Genomic DNA, 23,785 nt, shown 5'->3' with positions numbered 1-23,785 from the left:
GTATCAGCCGATGAACGGCGGTGTCCGCCTGAGCTCGCCGCGCGCGATGGTGCGGCGGTGCACGGCGTCCGGGCCGTCGACGATCCGCAGGGCCCGCGCCCAGGCGTAGAAGTACGCGAGCGGGGTGTCGCCGGAGACGCCGGCGCCGCCGTAGATCTCGATGGCCCGGTCGATCACGGCGCAGGCGACCTGCGGGGCGATCACCTTGATGGCGGAGATCTCGAAGCGGGCCTCCTTGGCGCCGACGGTGTCGATCATCCACGCGCAGTGCTGCACCTGCAGGCGCGCCTGGTCGATCTCGATCCGCGAGTTGGCGATGTGCTCCTGGACGACGCCCTGGCTGGCCAGGGACCCGCCGAAGGCGTGGCGGGACTTTCCCCGGGGCCCCATGAGCGCCACGGCCCGCTCGGGCCAGCCGGGGGGGTCCCGGGCGTGGGGGGCGCGGCCCGGCCCCCGGGGGGGGCGGCCGGGGGGCGCGGGCGGTCGCGGGTCCGGGGGGTGGCGATGTGGTGCGGGACGCCGCTGGGGGCGGCCGGCGCCCCGCCGAAGGCGTGGCGGGACTTGGCGCGGTCCACCATGAGCGCCAGGGCCCGCTCGGCCATGCCGATGGCGCGCATGGCGTGGTGGATGCGGCCCGGCCCGAGGCGGGCCTGGGCGATGGCGAACCCGGCGCCCTCCTCCCCGAGCAGGTTCGACACCGGCACGCGAACGTCGGAGAACACGATCTCGCAGTGCCCGTGCTGGTCCTGGTAGCCGAACAGCGGGAGGTTGCGCTCGATGGTCAGGCCCGGGGTGTCGCGCGGGACCAGCACCATGGACTGCTGCCGGTGGGTCTCGGCGGACTCGTCGGTCTTGCCCATGACGATGAGGATCTCGCAGCGGGTGTCGGCGATGCCGGTGATCCACCACTTGCGGCCGTTGATCACGTACTCGTCGCCCTCGCGCCGGATCACGGTCTGGATGTTGGTGGCGTCGGAGGAGGCCACGTCCGGCTCGGTCATGGCGTACGCCGAGCGGATCCTGCCCTCCTTGAGCGGCTCGAGGTACTTCGCCTTCTGCTCGTCGGTGCCGAACAGGTGGAAGGTCTCCATGTTGCCCGTGTCGGGGGCCTGCGAGTTGATGGCCTCCGGGGCGATGACGGGCGACCACCCGGTGATCTCCGAGACCGCGGCGAACTCGAGGTTGGAGATGCCGGACCACTCGGGCAGGAAGAGATTCCACAGACCGCGGCGGCGGGCCTCGGCCTTGAGGTCCTCCATGACGGGCGGGTAGGCGTTGTCGCCGTGCTCGCGCAGGTACTCCGCCCACACCGGCTCGGCGGGGAGGACGTGCTCACGCATGAACTCCCACATGTTCTCCTGCAGCTCGAGGCTGCGCTGACTGTGAGCGAAATCCATTGTGTTGTCTCCTGTCAGAGATCTCTAGTGGAGGGTCATCCCGCCGTCCACCACGAGCGTCGTGCCCGTGATGAACGACGAGGCGTCGGAGGCGAGGAACAGCAGGGCGGCGTCGAGCTCGGGCTGCAGGCCGAGCCGGCCGAAGATCGTGCGGCCGGTGATGTCCGCGAGCATCGCCTCCGGGATCTCGTCGGTCATCTCGGAGGCGAAGTAGCCGGGCGCAAGCGAGTTCACACGGATCCCGCGCCGTCCGCCCCACTGCGAGGCCAGGTCGCGGGTGAGCCCCATGACCGCGGCCTTGGTAGCCGAATAGGCGGCCTGCGGCGCGAACCCCGCGGTCAGGCCCAGGACGCTGGCGACGTTGACGATGCTCGAGCCGGGCCCCATGACGGCCGCGCACTCCTTGGCCGCCCAGAAGGCGCCGTTGAGGTTGACGTCCACGACCGAGCGGAACTGCTCGGGGGTCTCCTTGAGCGCGGGCACCGCGGTGCCGATGCCGGCGTTGTTGACCAGCACATCGATCCGGCCGTGGGCCTCCATCGCCGCGCGGGTCATCGCGGCGCAGGCCTCGGGGTCGGCGACGTCGCACGCCACGGTCGAGGCCCGCCCCCCGGCCGCGCAGAGCTCGTCGGCCAGCGCCTCGAGCCGCTCGCGGCGGCGCGCGGCCAGGACGACGGTGGCGCCGGCCGAGGACAGCGCGCGGGCGAACCCGGCGCCGAGCCCGGACGAGGCCCCGGTGATCACCGCGACGCGGCCGTCCATCCGGAAGCGGTCCAGCACGGGGAGCTCGGACTGCGGCCCGGTCCGCGGGTCGACCGGCGTCGGCGGGCCCGGGGTGGCGTCGGTCATCGCTGGGTCCCCTGCGCGGAATCGAGGATCGCGTGGCCGTGGTCGACCAGGTCGCGGATCTGCGGGCCGATGTCGCCGAAGTCCTGGCCCGCCATGTCGCCGGCCTCCGAGCGGGTGGCCACGCCCTGGGCGATCGCCGCGAACTTGAAGACAGCAAAGGCCAGGTACCACGGCATGTGGGACGGGTCGGTGCCGGTCGCCGCGCAGTAGCGGTCGAGCAGCCGCTGCGGGCCCGGCCAGCCCGGTTCGGTGGTGATGCTGGGGATGAGCGGAACCTCCGGGCCGTCCGGGTCGCCCCAGTACAGGACAGTCTGCGCGAGGTCGGCGACCGGGTCGCCGAGGGTGGACAACTCCCAGTCGAGGATCGCGAGGATCCTGCCCGGGTCACCCGGGTCCACGACGTAGTTGTCCAGGCGGTAGTCACCGTGGATGATCCGCGACGACGGCGAGGTGGGCATGCTCCGGCCGAGACGCGCCGCCAGGTCGGGCAGGCGGTCCGCGCGGACGGTGTCGGAGGCCTTCTCGGACTGTCCCAGCCACCGGCGCAGCTGACGCTCGAGGTAGCCCTCCGGGCGACCGAGGTCCCCCAGGCCGACCGCGTCCTGATCCACCGCGTGGAGTGCGACCATCGCGTCGATCTGGGCGTCCGCCATGGCCGCCTTGTCGCGGTCGGACTCGGCGAAGCCCGGCGGCAACTCGTCGCGGATGATGTGCCCGACCACCTTCTCCATCACGTAGTACGGCACGCCCAGGTCCTCGCCGGTGGTCTCGTTGAGCACCACCCGCGCGACCGGGACGCCGGTGCCGGCCAGGCCGAGCTGTATCCGCGCCTCGCGGCCCATGTCGTGCGCGCTGGGCAGCAGCTCTCCGGTCGGCGGGCGCCGGAGGATGAGCTCCCCGACGTCCGAGCGGAGGGTGAAGGTGAGGTTGGATTTGCCGCCCGCGATGAGCTCGGCGTCGAAATCCGCCCAGGCGTCGTCCCCCGTGGCCTCGGCGATCTTCGGGCCCACCACGTCGGGGCGGAGCAGCTCGTCCAGCGGGAGGTCGGGCCTGTCGTCCTGCGCTGACATCTGCTTCTCCTCGTGGCGGGCTCACCGAGCCGAGCGATCGTTCGGTCTGTACCCTGGAGTGTGGCCCAGGACACCAGTCGGGGTCAAGCCCGGCGCCCCGGACGACGCGCCACTACCCGAGGGGTGAGGTGCATGACGCCGACGGACTGGCGGGACCCCGGGCCGGACCCGCTGCCTCCGGCGCTGCGGGCGGCCCTCGAGGTGTTTGCCCGTCACGGGTACCACGGGGCGTCCATCCGGACGATCGCCGACGCCGCCGGCCTCTCGGTTCCGGGCCTGTACCACCACTTCCCGTCCAAGCAGGCGCTCCTGCGCGCGGTGGCGGAGTCCACGATGACCGAGATGCTCGAGCTCACCGCCGCGGCCGCCGAGGACGCCGGGGACGACCCCGCCGCCCGGTTCGACAACATCGTGGAGTGCCTGTCCCGATTCCACATGGCCCGGCGGGACCACGCCTTTGTCGCCTCCACCGAGATGCGGAGCATGGAACCCGAGGCCCGCGCGCGGCACGTCGCTCAGCGGGACGCCCAGCAGAAGATGATCGAGGACGCCATCCGGGCCGGAGTGGAGTCGGGGGCGTTCGAGTGCGCACACCCGTCGGATGCCGCCCGGGCGGTGGCCTCCCTGTGCGTGTCGATCGCGTCCTGGTACCGGACGGACGGCCCGCTCTCCCCCGACCAGATCGTTCGGCGGCACCTGGACTTCGCGCGCGGCATGGTGGGTGCCGGGCGGGGTTGAGTGACCCTCGCGGCCGGGCCCGCCCGCCGCTCAGCGGCGTCGGCTGCCCCGGCCCCCCGACGCCGTACCCCGCTCACGGGCGCGCGCGGCCTTGGCCGCCGTCTTCTGCCTGGCGTTGAGCTTCTCCCTCGCAGGCTCCGCCCCGCCGCGCGTGGTGGCGGCGGTGCGCCCGCGGACGATGCCCACGAACTCGTCGATCAGCTCGTCCCCCTCGCGCCGGGGCGACCACGCCACGCCCATCCGGGTGGCCGGCACGCCCTCGAGCGCTCGGACGACCACGTCGCGCCGGCTCAGCGACCGCGCGTACGGCAGCGGCAGCACCAGGAGCCCGGCCCCGGCGGCCACCAGGTCCACCGCGGCCGACACCTCGTCCGGGCTCGCGGCGATCGCGTCCACCGGGTCGAGCCACCGCTCGCCCGCGAGATCCGCCACGGCCAGCGTCTCGAACGCGACCAGCTCGTGGTCCTTGCCCGCCAGCACCGCCATCGTCTCGGTGTACAGCGGCACCCGGAGCAGCCCGGGCGGGGCCGCGCGCGGGGCATCGTCCGGCTCACGGAGGAAGATCACGTCGACGCCGTCGTCGCCGGCAGCCTCGGCCAGCGCCGACCGGGGGTCCCCCATCCGCCGCGCCGCGATCGGCACGTCGGGGTGGCGCTCGCGCCACCGGGTGAGCCATTTGTCGGGCTGCACGCCGGGGACGTAGCCGATGGCCAGGCGGCGGGGCCCCGGGCCGCTCTCATCAGTCACCCCACTAACCTAGCGCGCACCCGACTGAACCCGATTCGGGATTCGCCGCCGGGCGGCGGCCCGGACCGCTACCGTGCGAGTCGCCGGGACGACCGGCCCCACCGTTCACAGGAGGACCCATGACCCACGTGTTCCACGGCGTCGACGAGTTCCGCGCGGCCGCCGGCCTCGACCTCGGGGCGGGCGAGTGGTTCACCGTCACCCAGGACCGCATCGACGGCTTTGCCGACGTCACCGAGGACTGGCAGTGGATCCACGTCGATCCGGAGCGGGCGGCCGCGTCCGACATGGGCACGACGGTGGCCCACGGCTACCTCACCCTGTCGCTCGTCCCGCGCCTGAGCTCCGCGCTGTTCACCTTCGAGGGCGTCGGCCGCGCGATCAACTACGGGCTCGACAAGGTGCGATTCCCCTCGTTCGTGCGCCCGGGCGACCGGATCCGTGCGCGCGGGCGGGTCGCGTGGACCCGCGACGCCTCGGCCGGCGGGGTCCTCGGGTGCGTCCACTACTCCATCGAGGTGGAGGGCAGAGACACGCCCGCCTGCGTGGTCGAGGCGCTCATGGTCGCGTTCCCGCCGGAGGCGTGAGGGAGCGCTGCTGAATCCACTTCAGTTCAGCTATTGTGGGCGAGTACCTCACGTCACCGCGGGAAAGGGCTGGACACATGAAGCGTTTTGAGGACCGGGTCGTACTCGTCACCGGCGCCACGGGCGGAATCGGCACGGAGATCTGCGGCAGGCTCGCCTCGGAGGGCGCCGTCGTCGTCGTCGCCGACCTGCCCGGCACCCCCCTGGACCGGGTCGCCTCCTCCCTCCCGCCCCGCCCCCACCTGACGGTGGAGCTCGACGTGGCCGCGGAGGACCAGTGGGCCGCCGCGGTCGAGCGCGTCATGGACGCCCACGGCCGGCTCGACGCGCTGATCAACAACGCGGGGATCGGCAGCCTCAGGTCGCTGGAGGACGAGACCCCGGAGCACTGGCAACGCGTGATCGACGTCGACCAGACCGGGGTGTGGCTGGGCATGAAGCACGCCGGCGCCGCGATCGAGCGCACCGGCGGCGGCGCGATCGTCAACGTGTCCTCGATCCTCGGCACCGTCGGCGGCTTCGGGAACAGCTTCGCCTACCACGCGGCCAAGGGCGCGGTGCGGACCATGACCAAGAACGCGGCGATCCACTGGGCCACCAGGGGCGTCCGCGTGAACTCGCTGCACCCGGGATTCATCGAGACGCCCCAGCTGCTCGAGCGCTACGAGGGCAGCGAGCGACACCGCGGCATGCTCGCGGGAACCCCGATGGGCAGGCTCGGCACCCCGGCGGAGATCGCCGGCTGCGTGGCGTTCCTCGCCAGCGACGACGCCGGGTTCATGACGGGCAGCGAGGTCTACGCGGACGGCGGCTGGACGGTCCGCTGAGCCGCCGCCGGGGGGTCAGGCGGTGACGTACCTCGCCACGCCCTCCGGCGACACCTCGTCCACGGCGAGGGAACCCCTCGCCACCAGGACGTCGAGGTGCGCCATGGTCTCGCACGTCGCGATCATCCGGTTGAACCCGTCGAGGGAGGCGAACGACCGCTCTCGCCGGGTCCAGGGCAGCCCTTCGGCCACCTCCAGGCCGGTGGCACCCTGCCGCGCGGCCACCCGCGCCCGCGTGGCCGCCAGTCGCTCGTCGTGGTGGGCCAGGAGCTCGCGGGTCCGGCCGTGCACGCTGCCCCCGACCGCGCCGTGCGCGGGGAGCATCTCGGAATCGGGGCGCCCCAGCATCGCCTCCAGCGAGGCGAGGTAGTCCCCGAGCGGGTTGTCCCACCCACCCAGCTCGAAGCCGATGGACGGCGAGATCCGCGGCAGGACGTGATCCCCCGTGAAGGTGACGCCCAGCCGGTCGTCGGAGAAGACCAGGTGACCCTTGGTGTGGCCCGCGGTGCGCAGCGCCTCCATGCGCCTGCCGGCCACGGAGACCTCACCCTCGGCGGTCCACTCGTCGGGCATCTCCCAGTCCGGCTCCTCCCACGGTTCGGTCAGCGCGTCGAGGCGGGCGGCCTGGGCGATGTCGCCGGCCCCCGCCCGCCCGAGCTGAACCAGGGAGTCCACCGGCACCCCGCTGCGCAGCCGCCGCAGGGCGACGAGCCCCGGCCGCTCGGCGCGACCGAGGTGCACCCGTGCCCCGACCCGGCGCCGCAGCTCCGGCCCCATCGTGTAGTGGTCCCGGTGGATGTGGGTGACGTGGACGTCGGTGATCTCCTCCAGTCCCACGTCGATCGAGGCGAGTCCGTCGCGGAGGATGTCGAGGTTGCCCGGAACGTTCCAGCCCGCGTCGATGAGCGAGACGCCGGCCGGCCCCTCGATCACGTACACGTTGATCGCCCGCAGCCCGTCCCCGGGCATGGGGAGCGGGATCCGGTGGACGCCCTCGACCACCCTGTGGCACCCGACGTCGGCCCAGTCCGAGCCGGACCCGCCCGTGCCCGACGCCGCCGTCACGTGTCCGAGACCATGACCTGTTCTTCGCCCATCACCATGATGGCGCGACCCCCCATGGAGCCGACGTGCTCCGCGGCCTTCGCCCACTCCGGGCTCTCGAGCATCGCGTCGTATGCCTCCTTGGAATCAAAGCTGAGGACCGACACCCCGTCCCAGCCGAGCGAGTGCTTGTTCCCACCGGTCTCCTTGACCGCCGTGTGCGACCAACGCCGCAGGCCGGGCAGCGGGTAGGTCACCTCGGCGTGCTCGCCGCGCCACCACTCGATGAACTGGTCGTGGGTCCACTCACTGGGCTTCGACGCCATCACGATGAGGTTGTACATGGGTCCTCCATAGTTGATTTCAGAAAAAGAACAGCGCTAGTGCACCAGCCGCAGGCACGCCGCCGTGACGGACTCCGAGACCTCCGACAGCTCCCGCCCGCCACCGGGGCGGTACCAGTTCCACACGGAGTTGATCAGCCCGAGCACGAACCGCCCGAGCTCGACCTCGTCGCGCCGCGGGAAGTCGCCCGAGGCCATGCCGCGCTCGAGCAGGCCGCTCCAGTCCCGCTCCACGACGCGCACCAGCTCGCGGGCGCGGATCCGCTCCTGTTCCTCCCGCTCGGACGAGCGCGGGGTGGCGAGCATGTCGATGTGGTGCAGCAGGATGCGCGCCTGGAGCGCCTCCGCCTCGGTGATGTCGTAGGCGCTCGCGATCGCGGCCCGCAGGGCGCTCTCGGAATCCGCGGCGCCCTCGACGGCGGACGAGAACCTCTCGTGGTACCGCGTGAGCTCGTTGCCCATGATGGTGAGCAGGCAGTGCGCCTTGGACTCGAAGTAGTGGTAGAGGGCCGTCTGACCGATCCCCACGTCTCCGGCGATGGTCGCCCACTTGGTGTGCTCGTAGCCGACGCTGCCGAAGTTGGCCACGGCCGCCTCGAGGATGTCCTTACGCTTGGAGCGCGGTCCCTCGGTCTTGGTGATGGTTGCCATGGGAGTCCCCCGATCTAGTGGTTATTCGTCCAGATTAAACACAAGTGAGTTCAACTCACACCCGTACCCGCAGGCCGGCGGCGGGCGCACGCCCGCTCCCCTCCGCACTCATTCCTCACCGAACAACTCCGCGGCCAGCGTGGCAGCGCTCTTCCGGTCGAGTTTGCCGACGCGCGACTGCGGCAGGGCGGAGACGGACCGGACGAACTCCGGCCACTTGAACTTGGGGAAGTCCGCGGCCTCGAGGTGGGCGCGGATCTCGTCGAGGCCCAGTGCCTCACCCTGGGAGACCACCAGCGCGGCGGCCCGCTCGCCCAGCACCGGATCGGGCACCGGCACCACGCACACCTGGTGGATCCCGGGGATCGCGGCCAGCGCCGCCTCCATCTCGTTGATGTCGATGTTGCGTCCGCCGCGGATGATGAGGTCCTTCTCGCGGCCACGGATGCTCACGCTGCCGTCCTCGTGCAGGACGGCACGGTCGCCGGTGACGAGGAACCCGTCCTCGGTGACGTCGGGCGCGACCGGCACCCCGTCGCGCGCGTAGCCGACGAACATCGACGGGCCCCTGACCTGCAGGGAGCCGAGCTCACCCGGGCCGAGCGGCTCGCCGCTCTCGTCCACGACCCGCGACTGCGTCCCCGGGAACGGGCGGCCGTCCCGGCCGAGCCGGGTGTCCACGTCGTCACCCGGCAGCGGCGTGGTGTGGCCGAGGCACTCGGACATGCCGAAGACCCTCAGCATCGTCGTGCCCAGCCTGACCTCCGCGTCGTGCAGGGCCTTCTGGTTCATCGGACCACCACCGACGGTCATCGCGCGCATCGCGGTCAGCGACCCCTCGGACCCGTCGACCAGGGTGAGCTGCAGCGCCATGGTGGGCACGAGCATCGTCCACACGACCCGCTGATCGCGCAGCAGGGCGACGGCGGTCTCGGGGTTCCACTTGTCCAGCGCGACCATCGCGCCGCCGAGCATGGTGGGCAGGTACATGCCGAAGCAGATCGCCGCCGCGGAGGACAGCGGGACGAGCGCCCCGACGGCGTCCCCGGACTCGAGGCCCACCGCGTCGATGGTCGACCGTCCCGCGTACCGCAGCGAGTCCTCGCTCTGGATGACGCACTTCGGACGACCGGTGGAGCCCGAGGTCATGGCGGCCACCACCCCCCCGCGCCACCGCTCGACACCCGCGGATCCGCCGTCGGGACGCCCTGAGACCGACCAGCCCTCAAGCGCGGTGCCGGCCGGCACGTATCCGTGGTCGGAGAGCCCCCACACCTCGGCGGTGGCGGTCGGTGCCACCACCACGTCGGGCTGCAGGTCCTCGGCGGCGATGTCGAACTCCGACCGCGTCGCGTGCCCGCTCATCACCGCGAGAAGTCCGCCGGTGAGCCCCACGGCCACGGCCGCGGAGACGGTCCGCCACGAGTTGTCGGCGCGGACCAGGACGGTGGCCGGCCCGTCCGCCGCCGCCTGCAGCACGTCGGCGAGTTCCCGGGCCTGCCGCAGCACCTCCGCGACGGTGTGCGTGCCCTCGCCGTCGACCACGGCCACGGCGTCGGGCGTGCGGGACGCGCGCTCGAGGACGTCCTGTGCGAGCTGCTTCATTGACGTACTCCTTGTAGTTTCGTGATCCGGTGGGTCCCCGGGCGCCGAGTGAGACGACGCCGTGTCCGCCCTAGGGGACGACGACGAGGCGGCCGGACGCCCGGCCGTGGCGCAGGTCCTCGTAGGCGCGGGGGACCTCGTCCAGGCTCCGCACCTCCACGACGGCCGACAGCCCCCCGGACGCCGCGAGGTCGAACACCTCGGCGAGATGATGGCGGGGACCCCAGAACGGCGCGGCGCCCCGCCAGCCGCGCGGGACGGAGCCCTGCTTGTCCACGGTGAGTCGACCGCCGGCCGACCCGACCACGGCGAGTGCGCCTCCGGTCGCGAGCATGGACGGGCACGCGTCGATCGTGGCCTGCGCGCCGACGAAGTCCAGGATGAGATCGGCCCCGGACCCGTCCGAGAGGCGCTCCACCAGGGCGCGCGCCTCGTCGACCGAGGCGACCGCGTGATCCGCCCCCAGCGTGAGGCCGAGCTCCCTGGCGCTCTGCCGGGTATCGACGGCCACCACGACCTCCGGCGACCGGTCCCTCAGCACCTGTAGCGCGAGGTGGCCCAGTCCGCCGATGCCGATGACCACGACGATCGCCCCGGACACCTCGACCGGTTGTGAGACCACGGCGTGGTAGGCGGTGAGCCCGGCGTCGGTCAACGGGGCGAGCGCCGGTCCGGCGCCCGGGTCCACGGGGACGAGGTGCCGGGTGGCGGGCACGAGCATGTACTCGGCCAGCCCGCCGTCGTATCCGGTCCCGCCGCCGATCGGCCCCCGCAGGTCGACGCAGTAGTTGTCCCGGCCGCCGCGGCACTTGCGGCAGGAGCCGCACGACCACACGCCGTGGACGCCGCACGTGCGGCCGATCCACTCAGAGTCGGACCGGTCCCCCACCGCGACGACCGTCCCCACCACCTCGTGTCCGAGGGTGAACGGCAACTCGTAGGGCAGGACGCCCTCGGCGGCGTCCATGATGTGGAGGTCCGAGTGGCACAGACCGGCCGCGTCCACCTTGAGCAGGACCTCGCCGGGCGCCGGACGGGGAACGGCCACCCTGTCGAGGGTCGGGCCGCTGCCCCACGCGTGGAGGCGCCATGCCCGCATGGTCGCGGGCGGTTCCCCGGTGACCCCGGCGGGCGCGGCGGCACTCATCGGGCGGTCCACCCGCCGTCCACGGTGAGGACGTGTCCGGTCACGTAGCTGGACGCGTCCGACGCGAGGAACAGCACGGCCCCGTCGACCTCGCCGGGGCGTCCGCCGCGGCCGAGCATCGAGTTCCGTCGGACCCAGCCCGCGGATTTGTCGTTGGTGAACAGCCCGTCGGTCATCTCGGTGTCGAACCACCCGGGAACCACCGCGTTGACCCGCACGCCGCGGCGTCCCCACTGGCCGGCGAGCTCCCGCGTCGTCCCGATCACGGCGGACTTGCTCGCCGCGTAGCCCGCGCCGCCGATCGGCGCGGTCGACACGAGCCCCACCACGGAGGAGATGTTGACGATCGACAGTCCCCGGTCCTCCGGGAGGGCCTTGACCGCGGCCACCGAGAGATGGAAGCCCGAGGTCAGGTTGACGCGCAGGATGTCGTCGAACTCCTCCGCGCTCTCGGACAGCGCGTCCGGCGGACCCGGACGGCCGGCGTTGTTGACCAGGATGTCGATCCCGCCCGTGATCTGCGTCGCGGTCGAGATCAGCCGCTCCCGATCCCCGGGGACGGTGATGTCGCACTCCACCGGGACCAGCCCCGGCAGGTCCGCCGCGAGCGTCTCGAGGCGGTCCGCGCGCCGCGCCGCCGCCACGACCGTCGCCCCGGCCGCCGCCAGGGTGCGGGCGAACCCGTCACCCAGCCCGGAGGAGGCGCCGGTGACCACGGCGACCTTGCCGGTGAGATCGAAGAGCTCCGCTGGGGTGGGCATCAGTACACCGCCGTGCGTCCGCCGTCGACCGGGATGATCGCGCCGGTCGTGTAGCCGGCCTGGTCGGAGGCCAGGTGCACGACCATGCCCGCGATCTCCCGGGGATCACCCAGGCGCCCCGCCGGGAGGCGGTTCACGACCAGGCCCAGGAACTCCGAGTCCCAGTCCGCCGCCATGTCGGAGGCGAACGCCCCCGGCATGACGCAGTTGACCCGCACCGTGGGCGCGTACTCCTGGGCAAAGGCCCGGGTGAGCGCGTTGAGCCCGTTCTTGGAGGCGGCGTAGGTCGCCTCGGGCGGGCTCGGGCGCTCGGCGCCGATGCTGGAGATGTTGATGATCGAGCCGCCGCCGGCGGAGACCATGCGATCTCCGGCGACCGCCATGAGGCGGAAGGGCCCCTTGAGGTTGACGTCGATGGTCTTGGAGAACAGCGCCTCGGAGACCTCCAACGCCGACGGCGCCAGCGGTGCGATCCCGGCGTTGTTCACCACGATGTCGATCGATCCGTGGTCGGCGACGATCTTGTCCACGGCGGGTTCGATGGCGTCCCAGTCCCCCACGTGGAGGGCGAGCGGGTACGCCGCGGTGCCCGTGGCGGCCGTGATCTCCGCCGCGACGGCCTCGCACTGATCGGCCTTGCGGCTGGAGACGATCACCGTGGCGCCGGCCTCGGACAGCGCCAGCGCCATGGCCTTGCCCAGGCCGCGGGTGGCGCCGGTGACCAGCGCGACCTTGCCGTCGAGAAGTCGGGTGGGGGTGCTCATCGCGCGGCCTCCGTCGAGGGGGTGTACTTCTTCAGTTCCAGTCGGGCCATGGTGCGCAGGTGGACCTCGGTGGGTCCGTCCGCGATCTGCAGGGCGCGGGTCAGGGCGTAGAACCGGCCCAGGACGGTGTCGTCGCTGACCCCGGCCGCACCGTAGGTCTGCACGGCGCGGTCGACCACCCGGTGGGCGGTCTCCATCGCGGCGACCTTGATCGCGGCGACCTCCATGCGGGCGGCGGCGTTGCCCTGGGTGTCCATGAGCCAGGCGGCCTTGAACGTGATGAGCCGGATCTGATCGATCTCCACGCGGCTGCGGGCGATCCACTCCCGGACCACGCCGCGCTTGGCGAGCGGCTCGCCGAACGCGACGCGGTCGGTGGCTCGCTGGCACATCATCTGCAGCGCCCGCTCGGCGATGCCGATCGCGCGCATGGCGTAGTGCATGCGGCCGGGCCCGAGGCGGCCCTGGGCGATCTCGAATCCGCCGCCCTCCACGCCGAGCATGTTGGACGCCGGGACCCGGACGTCCTCGAAGAGCACCTCGCCGTGGCCCAGCCGGTCGTGGTAGCCGAACGTCGGCAGGTCGCGGACCACCGTGACACCCTCGGCGTCGGTCGGGACGAGGATCATCGACTGCTGGCGGTAGGTCGACGCGTCGGGGTCGGACTTGCCCATCACGATCATGAGCTTGCAGTCCGGGTCGAGCACGCCCGAGGCGTACCACTTGCGACCGTTGATCACGTACTCGTCGCCGTCACGGATGACGCTCGTGCACACGTTCGTGGCGTCCGAACTCGCCACCTCGGGCTCGGTCATGGCGAACGCCGACCGGATCTCGCAGTCCAGCAGCGGCCGCAGCCACTGCTCCTTCTGCTCGGGGGTGCCGTAGAGGGCGAGGATCTCCATGTTGCCGGTGTCGGGGGCCGAGCAGTTGATCGCCTCGTTGCCGATGAGCGAGCGACCGACGATCTCCGCCAGCGGCGCGTACTCGAGGTTGGTCAGGCCGGCGCCCAGGTTGTCGTGGGCCATGAAGAGGTTCCACAGTCCCTGGTCGCGGGCGGTGGCCTGCAGGTCGCGCATGACCTGGGGCTGCTCGTGCGGGTTCTCGTTCGCGGCGATCTGGGCGTTGTAGACGTCCTCGGCCGGGTAGACGTGTTCGTCCATGAACACGTGAAGCTTCTCGGCGAGCTCCGCCGTCCGCGGGGAATACGCGAAATCCATGGTTCTCTCGTTTCTCGGGTGTCGCGTCAGGCCAGCCGGTCGAGGCCGGTGACGATGAGCTGGCGGATGGTGTCGGGCAGGAGCTCCTGCGCCGGGTCGTGGTGTCGTCCCTCGCGGTGGCGCCGCAGGTTGTGCCCCATGATGGCCGCCATCTTGAACCTGCCCAGGGCGTCGAACCAGGTGAAGTCGGTGAGCGGGCCCGCCGCGGCGCTGTAGATGTCGATGAGCTCCTCCGCCGCAGGCAGACCGGGGACCTCGCGGCCCACGCCGGGGAAGTTCGAGCCGTCGGCAAACACGAGGAACCACCCGAGCTCGACGCGCGGGTCTCCCGGGCTCCAGATCTCCCAGTCGATCAGGGCGGCCGGCTCGGTTCCCTCGCTGAGGATGTTGCCCAGCCGGTAGTCGCCGTGCACCAGGACCGGCGCGACGGCGTCGGGGATCGCGGCGGTGAGCAGGCCCTCGAGCCGGTCCGCGTCGGGGACGAGCTCGGGCGGGACCGCGCCCATCGTGCGGACCCAGCGCGCGAGCTCGTCCCCCGGGGAGAGCACCTCGCCGTCGACGGGCAGGGTCTCCAACGGCACGGCGTGGAGCGCGGGGAGGATCTCCGCGGCCCGCCGCATTCGCGCGGCGGCCAGTGGCGGGTCGACGGCCGGGTCGTCCAGGACCGGCTCGAGGGACTCCCCGCGCACCAGGTCCATCGCGAACCACGCCGGGGACTGCTCGTCGGTGGCCCGGATGCCGGGGACGGGGACGGCGGTGTCGGCGAGCGCGGACATGATCCTGGCCTGCCTGAGCATGTCGTGCCGCCCGACGGACTTCTGGCCCGGCGGCACGGACTTGATGACGAACTCCTCGGCCCCGCCCGCGATGCGGTAGGTGAGGCCGGAGTGGCCGCCCAGCATGGGGTCGAGCGGACCGAACGGCCCCTCCACCCCCTGCGCCTCGAGGCCGGTGATCACCCGGTCGCGCAGCTGCGCCTCATGGCTCGTCGTGGTGTCGGTCGTCTCGCTGGTCGTCATGGTCGTGGCTCCCGGGGAAGACCGAGCACGCGCTCGGCGAGGATGTTGTGCTGGATCTCGTCGGTGCCGCCCGCGATGCGGTAGCCGGGGGCGCCGAGGACGTGTTCGGTCCACGCCCAGGTCCCCCACTCGTCGCCGCGGAGGGTCAGGTCGGGCCCGAGCAGGAGCCGGACCGTCTCGGAGGTGCGGGCCATGGTGTCGGTGGCGAGCAGCTTGCCCACCGAGGCCTCGGGGCCGGGTTCGCGCCCGGCGCCGACCGCGGCGGCCACCCGCATGCCCACGAGCCGCTGGACGAAGCTGCGCGTGACGAGGTCGGCGACCGCGTCCCGTTCCAGCGCGTCGAGCTCGCGTCCGGCGTTGCGGGCCAGCTCGACCGCCTGGTCGGCGTTGTCCAGTCCCAGGTTCCCGGAGTCCAGGCGTTCGGCGGCCAGGACGGTGAGGGCGACCTTCCACCCCTGCCCGACCGGGCCCAGCCGGAAGGAGTCGTCCAGCTCGACGTTGTCGATCAGGACCTCGTTGAACGAGGTCCCACCGGTCATCTGGCGGATGGGGCGGACGGTCGCGCCCGGGGCGTCCATGGGGACGATGAAGACGGTGAGGCCCTGGTGTTTGGGCACGTCCGGATCGGTGCGGCACACGGCGACGCCGTAGTCGGACACCCGGGCGCCGGAGGTCCACACCTTGGAGCCGTTCAGCACCCATCGACCGTCCTTCTGCACCGCCCGCGTGCGGACGGCGGCCAGGTCGGAACCCGCCTCGGTCTCGGAGAACAGCTGGCAGGCGATCAAGTCGGTCCGCAGCATCGCGCTGACGTACTCCGCGCGCTGCTCCGGGGTGCCCCACTGCGCGATCGTCGGGGCGATGAGCTGCTGGGTCACCGGGAACATCTCGGTGCGCTGCGGGAGGTCGTAGTCCGCCTCCAGACGCCGGAAGGCGAGGTCGTAGGAGATCGGCAGGTCCCGGCCGCCGTACTCGGACCCCCAGGTCAGGGCGCCGAACCCGGCGTCGAACTTGGCCTGCTCGTAGGAGCGCCTGCGGTCGGTCTCCTCGCGTTCCTGCTCGGCGGTCCAGTTCTCGAACACCACGACGGCGTCCGAACCCTCACCCCAGGGCCGGGCCTGACGGGGGCTCGCCACCGTCCCGAGCCACGTCCGGGCCGCATCGAGGAAGCTCCGGAGTCCGTCGGTCTGCTCCGTGGTCGAGCCGGTCATCGCCGACCTCCTTCCAGGACCGTGCAGGCGCTGATCCCGGGCGCGCCGTACACGTGGGTGAATCCGAGCCGCGGGTCGCCGGGGACCTGGCGGGCGCCGGCCTCCCCGCGCAGCTGCGTGACGATCTCGTGGATCTGCCGCAGGCCCGAGGCGCCGATCGGTTCGCCGTTCGCCAGGCAGCCGCCGTCGGTGTTGACCGGGAGGCGTCCGCCGATCTCGGTCTCGCCGCGTTCGAGCATCCCCTCCTGCTCCCCGTCCTCGCAGAACCCGCACTCGGCCAGGTGCATGATCTCCGCGCCGGACTCGGTGTCCTGGAGCTGGGCCACGTCGATGTCGGCCGGGGACACGCCCGCGGTCTCGAACGCGCGGCGCGCCACCTCGGTGCTCACGCTGCTGGGCTCGCCCTGGCCCTGGACGGACGGGGCGAAGACCTCGAAGCTGCCGAAGGGCCGGGTGCCGGTGGAGACCGCGCGGACGGAGACCGCGCGGCCGCCCATCCGGGCCGCGACCGACTCGGAGGCGAGCAGGATCGCCGCCCCGCCCTCCCCCGGGTTGCAGAACATGAACTGGGTGAGCGGGTCGTTGACCATCGGGGATCCCGCGATCTCCGCGAGGGTCTTGGGATCGCGCCGCCAGGCGTTCGGGTTGAGCCCGCCGTTGCGGTAGGCCTTCTCCGCGACCCGGGCCAGCGTGGTCTCCGAGATGCCGTGGAGGGCCATGTAGCGGGTGATCTTCATGGCGAAGAACTGCGTGGTGACCATGAGCCCGTGGGTGCCGTAGCCCTCGGTGAGGCCCCAGTCCCCGGGCTTGGGGTCGAACGCGCCGCGGGGGTGCTTGTCGAACCCGACGGCCAGGGCCACCTCGGCCGCACCGGAGCGGATGGCGTTGATCGCCGAGACGAGGGCGCTGCCGCCGGTCGCGCAGCCGTTCTTGACGTTGGTGAAGGGGATGCCGGTCAGGCCCAGGTCCGCGACCAGGGTGTCCGCCAGCCCCGAACTGTCGCTGCCGCCGAAGGCGACCTGGACGTCGGACCACTGCAGGCCGGCGTCGGCGAGCGCGGTCCGGATGGCGGTGACGGCCATCTGGCGACCGGTGACCCCGTCCTGGCGGCCGAACTTCGACAGCCCGGCGCCGACGATGTGCACGTCCGACATCAGACCTCCTCCTCGTTCGTGGTGGTGGTGGCGAGCGCGAAGCTCGGCACCGGATCGGACTCGACCAGGACCACCTCACGGCCGATCAGCTCGATCGGCGAGGTGCCGTCCAGCAGGGCCTCGACCTTGACGCCCTCGGGGAGGGCGACGTAGCCGACGGCGTAGGGGCGGAAGCCCCCGGCGGGCGGCACGTACGGCGGCGACTTGGGCGGGAACCGCTGGATGGTCGCGGTCCACACCGTGCCGGTGGTGGACAGGTCGATCTCGGTGGTCTCGGACCCACCGCAGCGCTGACAGCTCACGGAGGCGGGAAACGCCACGGTCTCGCAGTGCAGGCACCGACTCCCCCGCAGCCGCGGTGAGAGGTTCTGGTTCTCGGTCATCGTGTGCACTCCTGGTTCCGTAGACGTTTCCCGCTCCGTGATCAGACCGTCAGATCAGCGGCCGACCCACTTGGGCTCGCGCTTCTCGAGGAACGCCTGGACGCCCTCCTTGCCGTCGGCCGACTGCAGCGAGTTGCCCACGGCGAAGTGCTCCATGATCATGAGCGACTTGATGTCGGCGTCGAGGCCCTGGTTCACGGCCATCTTGGTGAGCTTCATCATGAACGGGCTCTTGTCCGTGAGCTGCCCGATGAAGTCCTCGACGCACTCGTCGAGCTTGTCGGCCGGGGCCGAGTCGTTGATGAGGTCGAAGTCCTTGGCCTCCTTGCCCGAGAGCAGCTTGCCCGTGAGCATGAGCTCCTTGGTCTTGCGCAGGCCGATCATCCGCGGGAGGCGGTAGATCGGGCCGGCGCCGCCGAACAGGGCGCGACGGATGTGGAAGTCGCCGATCTTGGCGTCATCCGCGGCGATCGCGAAGTCGCACGAGATCATGAGCTCGAAGCCACCGGCGGTGACGTAGCCCTCGAGGACGGCCACGGACGGGGTGTTCATCGAGTAGAGGCGGTCGCACACCTGCGCCGAGAGGACGCCGACGTCCATGGCGTTGGTGGTACCGACGAAGTCGCCCAGCAGCTCGTTGAGGTCGAAGCCCGAGCAGAACTGGTTCTCCACACCGCGGAGCACGAGCACCTTGAGGTCGGGATCGGCGTCGACCTCCTTGATGATCTCGTCCAGGCGGTGGAGCAGCTCCACCGTGACGGCGTTCTTGACGTGCGGGCGGTTGAGCCACACGCGGGCGACGTCGCCATCCTTCTCCAACAGCACGTGATCGGTCTGCACCATGATCGTTCCTTCCGTGGTTTCCTGAACTGGATTCAGTTCATGTCTACAGTGTCGTGACGGTCTCGTCAACCCTTGAGTTGAACTTTGTTCGGTTCTTGCGGATCCGCGCCGGTTCGGCGCGGTCAGACCAGCGAGGCGGCCTGCTCCAGGGGGTACACCTTGAGGCTCTCGGATCGGAAGCTGATCACGACGGGCTCCCCCGGCTGCGCGCGCCGGAGCCAGTCGCCGTGGACCGCGGACGAGGCCCGCAACCGGTACTGCTCGGGGCCGGCCCCCACCTGGACGTCGTAGTAGCGCCCGCCGAACTCCGCCGACAGCAGCGTGGCGTCCAGCACGACCTCCCTGGACGAGACGTCCTCGTCCGCCCGGTGGAGGGTGATGTCGTCGGGCCACAGCCTCGCCGACACGGCGGGCAGATCCCCCATGTCGCATCGCAACGGCAGTTCGGTCCCCGCCGCGGTGGTCCATTCGAGACCGGTGCGGTGGAGCTCGAGCCTGTTGGACATCCCGATGAAGTCGGCCACGTACTCGCTCGCCGGGTTGTCGAACACGTCCTGCGGGGTGGCCAGCTGTTCGATCTTCCCGTGCTTCATGATCGCCAGCCGGTCGCCGAGCGCGAACGCCTCGGAGTGGTCGTGGGTGACGAAGACCGCGCCGAACCCGAGTTCGGTGTGGAGTCGGTGGATCTCGGTCCGCACCTGGTCGCGGAGCAGCGCGTCGAGGTTGCTCAGCGGCTCGTCGAACAGCACCAGATCCGGACGGGCCGCCATCCCCCGCGCGACCGCGATCCGCTGCTGCTGGCCGCCGCTGAGCTGCGAGGGGTAGCGGTCCAGCAGGTGCCCGCAGTCGACCATGTCGGCCGCCTGCTCCACGCGCCCGCCGCTGAGGGCGTCCTTCATCTTGCGGGCCTTGAGCGGGTAGGCGATGTTCTTGCGGACCGTCATGTTGGGCCACAGCGCGTACGACTGGAACACCATCCCGATGCTCCGCTTGTTGGGCGGCACGTTGACCCGACCGGACGCGTCGAACATGGGCTCGCCGTCGAAGGTGATCGACCCCTTCTCCGGCGTCTCCAGGCCGGCGAGACAGCGCAGGGTCGTGGTCTTCCCGCACCCACTCGGGCCGAGGAGGACGAGGAACTCCCCTGCCTCGATCTCCAGATCCAGCTCGTCCACGACGACGTTGGTTCCGTACTGCTTGGTGAGACCGGAGATCTCGATTCTGGCGGTCATCAGACTTCCTCACATTCGTGCCGGCGCGAACGCTCGGCCGGGACAACTCGGAACAGGGCGGGCGTACACCCGCGGTACGGCGTCACAGCTTCTCCAGGACGTTGCGGCCGCCCACCAACATCGCGACCGCCACGCCGGCACCCGTGACCGCCGACATGAGGATCGCCATGGCGGCGACCAGCGTGTAGGAGCCGTTGCTCCAGTGGTCGTAGAGCAGCGTGCCCATCACCTGGGTGGTCGCCGAGCGGACCATGAGCGAGGCCGCGAACTCGTGGGTCAGGAGGATGAACATCAGGGCGATCGAACTGAGGATCGTCGGACGGAGCATCGGAAGGGTGATCCTGGCCATGGTGGCCAGCGGCCCGGCCCCGGAGACCGCCGACGCCTCTTCGTACTTGTCCCCCATCGAGATCAGTGCGGTCAGCTGCATCCGGGTGGCGAACGGGATCATCAGGACCACGTAGACGAGCACGATCACGGCCTTGGTGCCGTAGAGGATCAGCGGCGGCGCGGTGTAGGTGAGCAGGAACCCGACGCCGAAGATCACGGCGGGGATGCCCATCGGCAGGGCAGTGATGATGTCCGCGACCGTGCGGAGGATCCGCAGGTCCTGCCTGCGGACCATGAGGTTGGCCACGCCGAAGCCGATCGGCACACAGATCAGGACCGCGATGATCGAGGTGGTGACACTCGTGACCACCGAGTCGACGATCCCCGGGGTGGTGAAGAGCGCCTGGTAGTTGCTCAGGGTGAACAGGTCCCACGACAGGTCCCCGGACCAGTAGGGGGTGAGCGACACGATGATCACGCCGGCCAGCGGAAGGATCAGGGCGACCAGCCCGTAGAGCCCCACGATCACCGTGGCCCAGTGCGAGGACCCGCCGACCGGGGAGAACGACTTGCCACCGTGCGTGACGAACCGCGATTGGTTGCCCAGCAGCGCCTTCTGACCCAGGACGACGAGGATGCCCACCACGACCAGGGGAGATCCGGCCGCAGCGGCGGCGGCGAAGTTGATGGGCGACTCGGAGGCCCGCAGGTACATCTCCGTGGCCAGGACCTTCACACCCTCGTTCTGACCGAGCAGCAGGGGCGCGGTGAACTGACCCAACCCGAGCAGGAGCGCCACGCCGGCGCCGTAGATGAGCGACGGGCGCAGGAGGGGAAGGACGATCTTGAAGAACGTCCCGACGGTGGTGGACCCGCTGATCTGCGCGGCCTCGAGGTGCTCGCCGCTGATGTTCTGCATCCCGGCGCTGACGAAGAGATACACGAACGACGTCAGGCTGAAGCCGGTGATGATGATGATCCAGGTGGGGCTGTACACGTTGATCGGGCCGGACTGCAGGTCGGTCCACCAGGGCAGCATCCGCAGCAGGATGTTGACGTAGCCGGGTCCCGGGGAGAGCAGGAACGCGAACCCCACGACGTTGGCGACGGAGGGGATGACGATCGGCAGGATCGGGACCAGCCTGAGGAACCCCATGCGGCGCGGCAGCCGGGTTGTCGCAAAGGCGAGAACCGTGCCGCACACCATCGCGATCACGAGGGAGAAGAACGCGAGCGCCGCCGTGGTCTGGAGGGTGTCGATGATGTCGGCCCGGCCGTACTGCGACCGGTAGCCGCGCGCACCGTTGGCAAACGCGAGTGACTGGAGTTTGTACAGCGGCCACACGACCAGGTACCCGAGTACCAGAACGAGCGGCAGATACATCAGGCGGTGTCGCCACATCGTTCGTGAACCTGGACTTGTCATGTCGGTCTGGCCTCTGTCTCTAGTCATGCGCCGGGGGGATGTCGGCAGCGGGCGACCGGCCCGTGGCGCAGCGGGGCTGCGCCACGGGCCGGCGATGGGTCACCGCAGGAACTTCTGCTCCCAGTCGACCTGGAACTTCTCGACCGACTCGGGATCGAGCGTGTCGGGGTCTCCCAGCTCGACGTCCTGGGCCGTCACCGTGGATCCCGGGACGCCGGTCCCCGGGACTCCGGGCAGCACCGAGAGGTAGTCGGCCGAGATGGCCGCCTGCCCCTTCGGGGTGATGAGGAAGTCCGCCAGCAACTGCGCGGCGTTCGGGTTCGGGGCCGAGGCCAGCACGTGCGAGTACCACGGCACGCCCCACGGCTTCTCGGGGAGCGCGAAGTCGACCGGCGCGCCCTTGGCGCGCTCGGTGAGAATGTTGCTCGCCGCCATCGGGGCCGCCCACACCTCTCCGGACGCGAGGGCCTGGGTGATCGCGACGGCGCTCGGGTAGATGCGCGGCTCCATCTCCGCCAGGCGGGCCAGGAAGCCGGCCCCGTAGTCCACGTCGATCTTGCGGTACATGTCGACGTAGGTCGGGATCCCGTTGGGGTTCTGGATGCCGACCTTGCCCTTGAGCCGCGGATCGAGCACGTCGTCCGGCGTCTTCAGCCCGTCCGGCACGTTCGCGGTGTTCCACCCGAGACCGAAGACCGTGGCGCTGGTGAGGAAGAACTTGTCGTCGAGGACGCTCTCGGCGGCGTTGTACTCGGGGTTGTCCAGCGAGGGCGCGACGACCTCCGCGGAGTATCCCGTCTCGGCGCTGCGGGCGATCCACCCGGCGTCGGTCGTCATGTGGACGTCCGCGACACCGGATCCGGTGGAGTTCTCCACCTCGATCTTCGGCAGGATGTCCGCGTCGGTGCCGCGGACGTAGGTGAGGGTGATTCCCGGGTATTCCGCCTCGAACGCCTTCTTGAGCTTCTCGAGGTTGTCGGGGGAATGCGTCGAGTAGATCGTCACGTTCCCCTCCTCTTGGGCGGCGGTGACGATCTCGTCCCACGAGCCTGCGAGCTCGGAACCCGAGCCTCCGTCGGACCCGCAGCCGGTCAGGACGAGCGCCATGGCCGCCGCACCCGCGACCGCGGTCTTGAGCTTGGAAAACTTCATCTGTTCCCCTTCTAGGTGGCCCCTCTCCGGGGCCGAACTGAACTTACTTCAGGTAAACTATATGACGTGGGTCACCCGCACGCAATACCTCACGGGCGTGAACATGGGAGACCCACTTTCGGGTGCCCCTGCCCCACCTCAGCCGATGAACCGGCCCTCCCACTCGGCCACGTACGCCTGCACGGCGTCGGGCTCCAGGGTGTCCGGGTCCGCCAGTTCGATGTCCTGGGCCACCACGTCGGACCCCTCGACGCCGGTTCCCGGAATGCCCGGCAGAACGGCGATGTAGTTCTTCGACAGGGCCGCCTGCCCCTTGGCGGAGATCATGAAGTCCGCCAGGACCTGCGCCGCGTTGGGGCTGGGCGCCGCCGACAGGACGTGAGAGTAGAACGGGATGCCGATCGGGTTCTCCGGGAGCGCGAAGTCGACCGGCGCGCCCTTGTCCCGCTCGACCAGGACGTCCATGGACGCACCCGGGGCGGCCCAGACCTCGCCCGACGCGAGCGCCTGGGTGACCCCCGGCCCGCTGGAGTAGATCCGGGGTCCGCCCTCCGACAGGCGCTGGACGAAGTCCGTGCCGTAGTCGATGTCCATGCGGCGGTAGATGTGGACCACCGCGGGGAACCCGGCCGGGCTCACGACGCCGACCTTGCCGTCGAAGCGCGGGTCCAACAGGTCCTCGGGGGACTCCAGACCCTCCGGCACGTTCGTCGTGTTCCACGCGAGCCCGATCGAGGTCGCGCTGGAGACGAAGAAGGTGTCCTCGAGCACGCCGTCCTCGGCCCGGTAGTCGGGATTCTCGAGACCGGGCGCCACGACCTCGACCGAGTACTGGCCCGAGTCGAGGCTGCGGCTGATCCACCCGGCGTCCGTCGTCATGTGGACGTCGGCCACCCCGTTCCCGGTCTGGTTCTCCACCTCGACCTTGGGCAGGAGATCCGTGTCCGTGCCGCGGACGTACGTCAGATCGATCCCCGGGTACTCCTGCTCGAACGCGACCTTGAGCGCCTCGAGGTTGGCGGGGGCGTGGTTGGAGTAGATCGTCACGCTGCCCTCCTCGTTGGCCGCGGCGACGATCTCGTCCCACGACCCGGCGAGCTCGGACTCCGAGCCCCCGCCCGTACTGCATGCCGACAGCACGAGCGCGGCGGTGACGAGCCCCGCGGTCGCGGAGGCGATCCTGGTGAACCTCATGGATGTTCCCTTTCGAGCAGATCGAGTCCACCGATTTGAACTCAATTCAGTTCATCGTATGAGACCAGTCACACTTTGTCCAGGGAACGG

The 23,785-nt window shown here is 70.9% G+C and carries 25 protein-coding genes; 3 read left to right on the top strand and 22 right to left on the bottom strand.

Annotated elements, in window-relative coordinates:
- Positions 1 to 3 precede the first annotated feature (3 nt).
- The 4 genes from Q0444_RS10120 to Q0444_RS10105 are packed head-to-tail and all read right to left on the bottom strand — an operon-like array spanning position 4 to position 3,316.
- The gene (locus Q0444_RS10120; RefSeq protein WP_367179752.1) at positions 4 to 348 is read right to left on the bottom strand and encodes an acyl-CoA dehydrogenase family protein; all 345 of its coding nucleotides are present in this window, start codon (positions 346 to 348) and stop codon (positions 4 to 6) included.
- On the bottom strand, positions 255 to 1,397 hold the full coding sequence (locus tag Q0444_RS10115) for an acyl-CoA dehydrogenase family protein (RefSeq protein ID WP_299023172.1): 1,143 nt from the start codon (positions 1,395 to 1,397) through the stop codon (positions 255 to 257). The genes Q0444_RS10120 and Q0444_RS10115 overlap by 94 nt, the downstream gene beginning before the upstream one ends.
- A 24-nt stretch (positions 1,398 to 1,421) precedes the next feature.
- On the bottom strand, positions 1,422 to 2,246 hold the full coding sequence (locus Q0444_RS10110) for an SDR family NAD(P)-dependent oxidoreductase (protein WP_291081004.1): 825 nt from the start codon (positions 2,244 to 2,246) through the stop codon (positions 1,422 to 1,424).
- Positions 2,243 to 3,316 carry a phosphotransferase family protein gene (locus Q0444_RS10105; protein WP_291081002.1) on the bottom strand — a complete coding sequence of 358 codons (1,074 nt, stop codon included), beginning with the start codon at positions 3,314 to 3,316 and terminating at the stop codon, positions 2,243 to 2,245. Before Q0444_RS10105 ends, Q0444_RS10110 begins: the two co-directional genes overlap by 4 nt.
- A 132-nt stretch (positions 3,317 to 3,448) precedes the next feature.
- On the opposite strand from Q0444_RS10105, the gene Q0444_RS10100 reads away from it, so the two are divergent.
- Positions 3,449 to 4,054 carry a TetR/AcrR family transcriptional regulator gene (locus tag Q0444_RS10100; protein ID WP_291081000.1) on the top strand — a complete coding sequence of 202 codons (606 nt, stop codon included), beginning with the start codon at positions 3,449 to 3,451 and terminating at the stop codon, positions 4,052 to 4,054.
- Between the two features lie 30 nt (positions 4,055 to 4,084).
- Here the strand turns inward: Q0444_RS10100 and Q0444_RS10095 are convergent, their stop codons facing one another.
- Positions 4,085 to 4,801, bottom strand: a complete 717-nt coding sequence (locus Q0444_RS10095; protein ID WP_291080998.1) for a LysR family transcriptional regulator substrate-binding protein — start codon at positions 4,799 to 4,801, stop codon at positions 4,085 to 4,087.
- Positions 4,802 to 4,920: 119 nt separating this feature from the next.
- On the opposite strand from Q0444_RS10095, the gene Q0444_RS10090 reads away from it, so the two are divergent.
- Positions 4,921 to 5,388, top strand: a complete 468-nt coding sequence (locus Q0444_RS10090) for a MaoC family dehydratase (protein ID WP_291080996.1) — start codon at positions 4,921 to 4,923, stop codon at positions 5,386 to 5,388.
- A 77-nt stretch (positions 5,389 to 5,465) separates the two neighbouring features.
- Positions 5,466 to 6,215 carry an SDR family NAD(P)-dependent oxidoreductase gene (locus tag Q0444_RS10085; RefSeq protein ID WP_291080994.1) on the top strand — a complete coding sequence of 250 codons (750 nt, stop codon included), beginning with the start codon at positions 5,466 to 5,468 and terminating at the stop codon, positions 6,213 to 6,215.
- A gap of 15 nt (positions 6,216 to 6,230) precedes the next feature.
- Here the strand turns inward: Q0444_RS10085 and Q0444_RS10080 are convergent, their stop codons facing one another.
- From Q0444_RS10080 to Q0444_RS10000, 17 genes are all read right to left on the bottom strand, one after another.
- Entirely contained in the window at positions 6,231 to 7,280 is a 1,050-nt protein-coding gene (locus tag Q0444_RS10080; RefSeq protein WP_299023171.1) for an MBL fold metallo-hydrolase, read from the bottom strand.
- A complete protein-coding gene (locus Q0444_RS10075; RefSeq protein ID WP_299023170.1) occupies positions 7,277 to 7,603 on the bottom strand; it encodes an EthD domain-containing protein in 327 nt (108 codons plus the stop codon). Before Q0444_RS10075 ends, Q0444_RS10080 begins: the two co-directional genes overlap by 4 nt.
- A gap of 36 nt (positions 7,604 to 7,639) precedes the next feature.
- Positions 7,640 to 8,254 (bottom strand): TetR/AcrR family transcriptional regulator, encoded by a 615-nt coding sequence (locus Q0444_RS10070; protein WP_291080988.1) that lies wholly within the window; start codon positions 8,252 to 8,254, stop codon positions 7,640 to 7,642.
- A 108-nt stretch (positions 8,255 to 8,362) separates the two neighbouring features.
- A complete protein-coding gene (locus tag Q0444_RS10065; protein ID WP_291080986.1) occupies positions 8,363 to 9,859 on the bottom strand; it encodes a class I adenylate-forming enzyme family protein in 1,497 nt (498 codons plus the stop codon).
- 70 nt (positions 9,860 to 9,929) lie between these two features.
- Positions 9,930 to 11,006 carry an NAD(P)-dependent alcohol dehydrogenase gene (locus Q0444_RS10060; protein WP_299023169.1) on the bottom strand — a complete coding sequence of 359 codons (1,077 nt, stop codon included), beginning with the start codon at positions 11,004 to 11,006 and terminating at the stop codon, positions 9,930 to 9,932.
- A complete protein-coding gene (locus tag Q0444_RS10055; protein WP_291080980.1) occupies positions 11,003 to 11,767 on the bottom strand; it encodes an SDR family NAD(P)-dependent oxidoreductase in 765 nt (254 codons plus the stop codon). Before Q0444_RS10055 ends, Q0444_RS10060 begins: the two co-directional genes overlap by 4 nt.
- On the bottom strand, positions 11,767 to 12,531 hold the full coding sequence (locus tag Q0444_RS10050; protein WP_299023168.1) for an SDR family NAD(P)-dependent oxidoreductase: 765 nt from the start codon (positions 12,529 to 12,531) through the stop codon (positions 11,767 to 11,769). Before Q0444_RS10050 ends, Q0444_RS10055 begins: the two co-directional genes overlap by 1 nt.
- Positions 12,528 to 13,751 (bottom strand): acyl-CoA dehydrogenase family protein, encoded by a 1,224-nt coding sequence (locus tag Q0444_RS10045; RefSeq protein ID WP_291080976.1) that lies wholly within the window; start codon positions 13,749 to 13,751, stop codon positions 12,528 to 12,530. Before Q0444_RS10045 ends, Q0444_RS10050 begins: the two co-directional genes overlap by 4 nt.
- Before the next feature lie 26 nt (positions 13,752 to 13,777).
- Positions 13,778 to 14,770 carry a phosphotransferase family protein gene (locus tag Q0444_RS10040; protein WP_299023167.1) on the bottom strand — a complete coding sequence of 331 codons (993 nt, stop codon included), beginning with the start codon at positions 14,768 to 14,770 and terminating at the stop codon, positions 13,778 to 13,780.
- On the bottom strand, positions 14,767 to 15,981 hold the full coding sequence (locus Q0444_RS10035) for an acyl-CoA dehydrogenase family protein (protein WP_299023166.1): 1,215 nt from the start codon (positions 15,979 to 15,981) through the stop codon (positions 14,767 to 14,769). Before Q0444_RS10035 ends, Q0444_RS10040 begins: the two co-directional genes overlap by 4 nt.
- A complete protein-coding gene (locus Q0444_RS10030; protein WP_299023165.1) occupies positions 15,978 to 17,135 on the bottom strand; it encodes a thiolase family protein in 1,158 nt (385 codons plus the stop codon). The genes Q0444_RS10035 and Q0444_RS10030 overlap by 4 nt, the downstream gene beginning before the upstream one ends.
- Positions 17,135 to 17,518: a Zn-ribbon domain-containing OB-fold protein gene (locus Q0444_RS10025; RefSeq protein ID WP_299023164.1), complete on the bottom strand. Its 384-nt coding sequence runs from the start codon at positions 17,516 to 17,518 to the stop codon at positions 17,135 to 17,137. The genes Q0444_RS10030 and Q0444_RS10025 overlap by 1 nt, the downstream gene beginning before the upstream one ends.
- 54 nt (positions 17,519 to 17,572) lie before the next feature.
- Positions 17,573 to 18,361 carry an enoyl-CoA hydratase/isomerase family protein gene (locus Q0444_RS10020; RefSeq protein ID WP_299023163.1) on the bottom strand — a complete coding sequence of 263 codons (789 nt, stop codon included), beginning with the start codon at positions 18,359 to 18,361 and terminating at the stop codon, positions 17,573 to 17,575.
- A 122-nt stretch (positions 18,362 to 18,483) separates the two neighbouring features.
- Positions 18,484 to 19,593 (bottom strand): ABC transporter ATP-binding protein, encoded by a 1,110-nt coding sequence (locus Q0444_RS10015; RefSeq protein ID WP_299023162.1) that lies wholly within the window; start codon positions 19,591 to 19,593, stop codon positions 18,484 to 18,486.
- 82 nt (positions 19,594 to 19,675) lie between these two features.
- On the bottom strand, positions 19,676 to 21,307 hold the full coding sequence (locus Q0444_RS10010) for an iron ABC transporter permease (protein ID WP_299023161.1): 1,632 nt from the start codon (positions 21,305 to 21,307) through the stop codon (positions 19,676 to 19,678).
- A 141-nt stretch (positions 21,308 to 21,448) separates the two neighbouring features.
- Complete coding sequence (locus Q0444_RS10005) at positions 21,449 to 22,501, bottom strand: ABC transporter substrate-binding protein (RefSeq protein WP_299023160.1); 1,053 nt, start codon at positions 22,499 to 22,501, stop codon at positions 21,449 to 21,451.
- A gap of 138 nt (positions 22,502 to 22,639) precedes the next feature.
- Positions 22,640 to 23,695 (bottom strand): ABC transporter substrate-binding protein, encoded by a 1,056-nt coding sequence (locus tag Q0444_RS10000; protein ID WP_299023159.1) that lies wholly within the window; start codon positions 23,693 to 23,695, stop codon positions 22,640 to 22,642.
- Between the last annotated feature and the right edge of the window lie 90 nt (positions 23,696 to 23,785).

This window comes from uncultured Dietzia sp. (genome assembly GCF_937873725.1).
Taxonomy (GTDB): Bacteria; Actinomycetota; Actinomycetes; order Mycobacteriales; family Mycobacteriaceae; genus Dietzia.
This window is presented reverse-complemented; position numbering and strand designations above follow the sequence as displayed.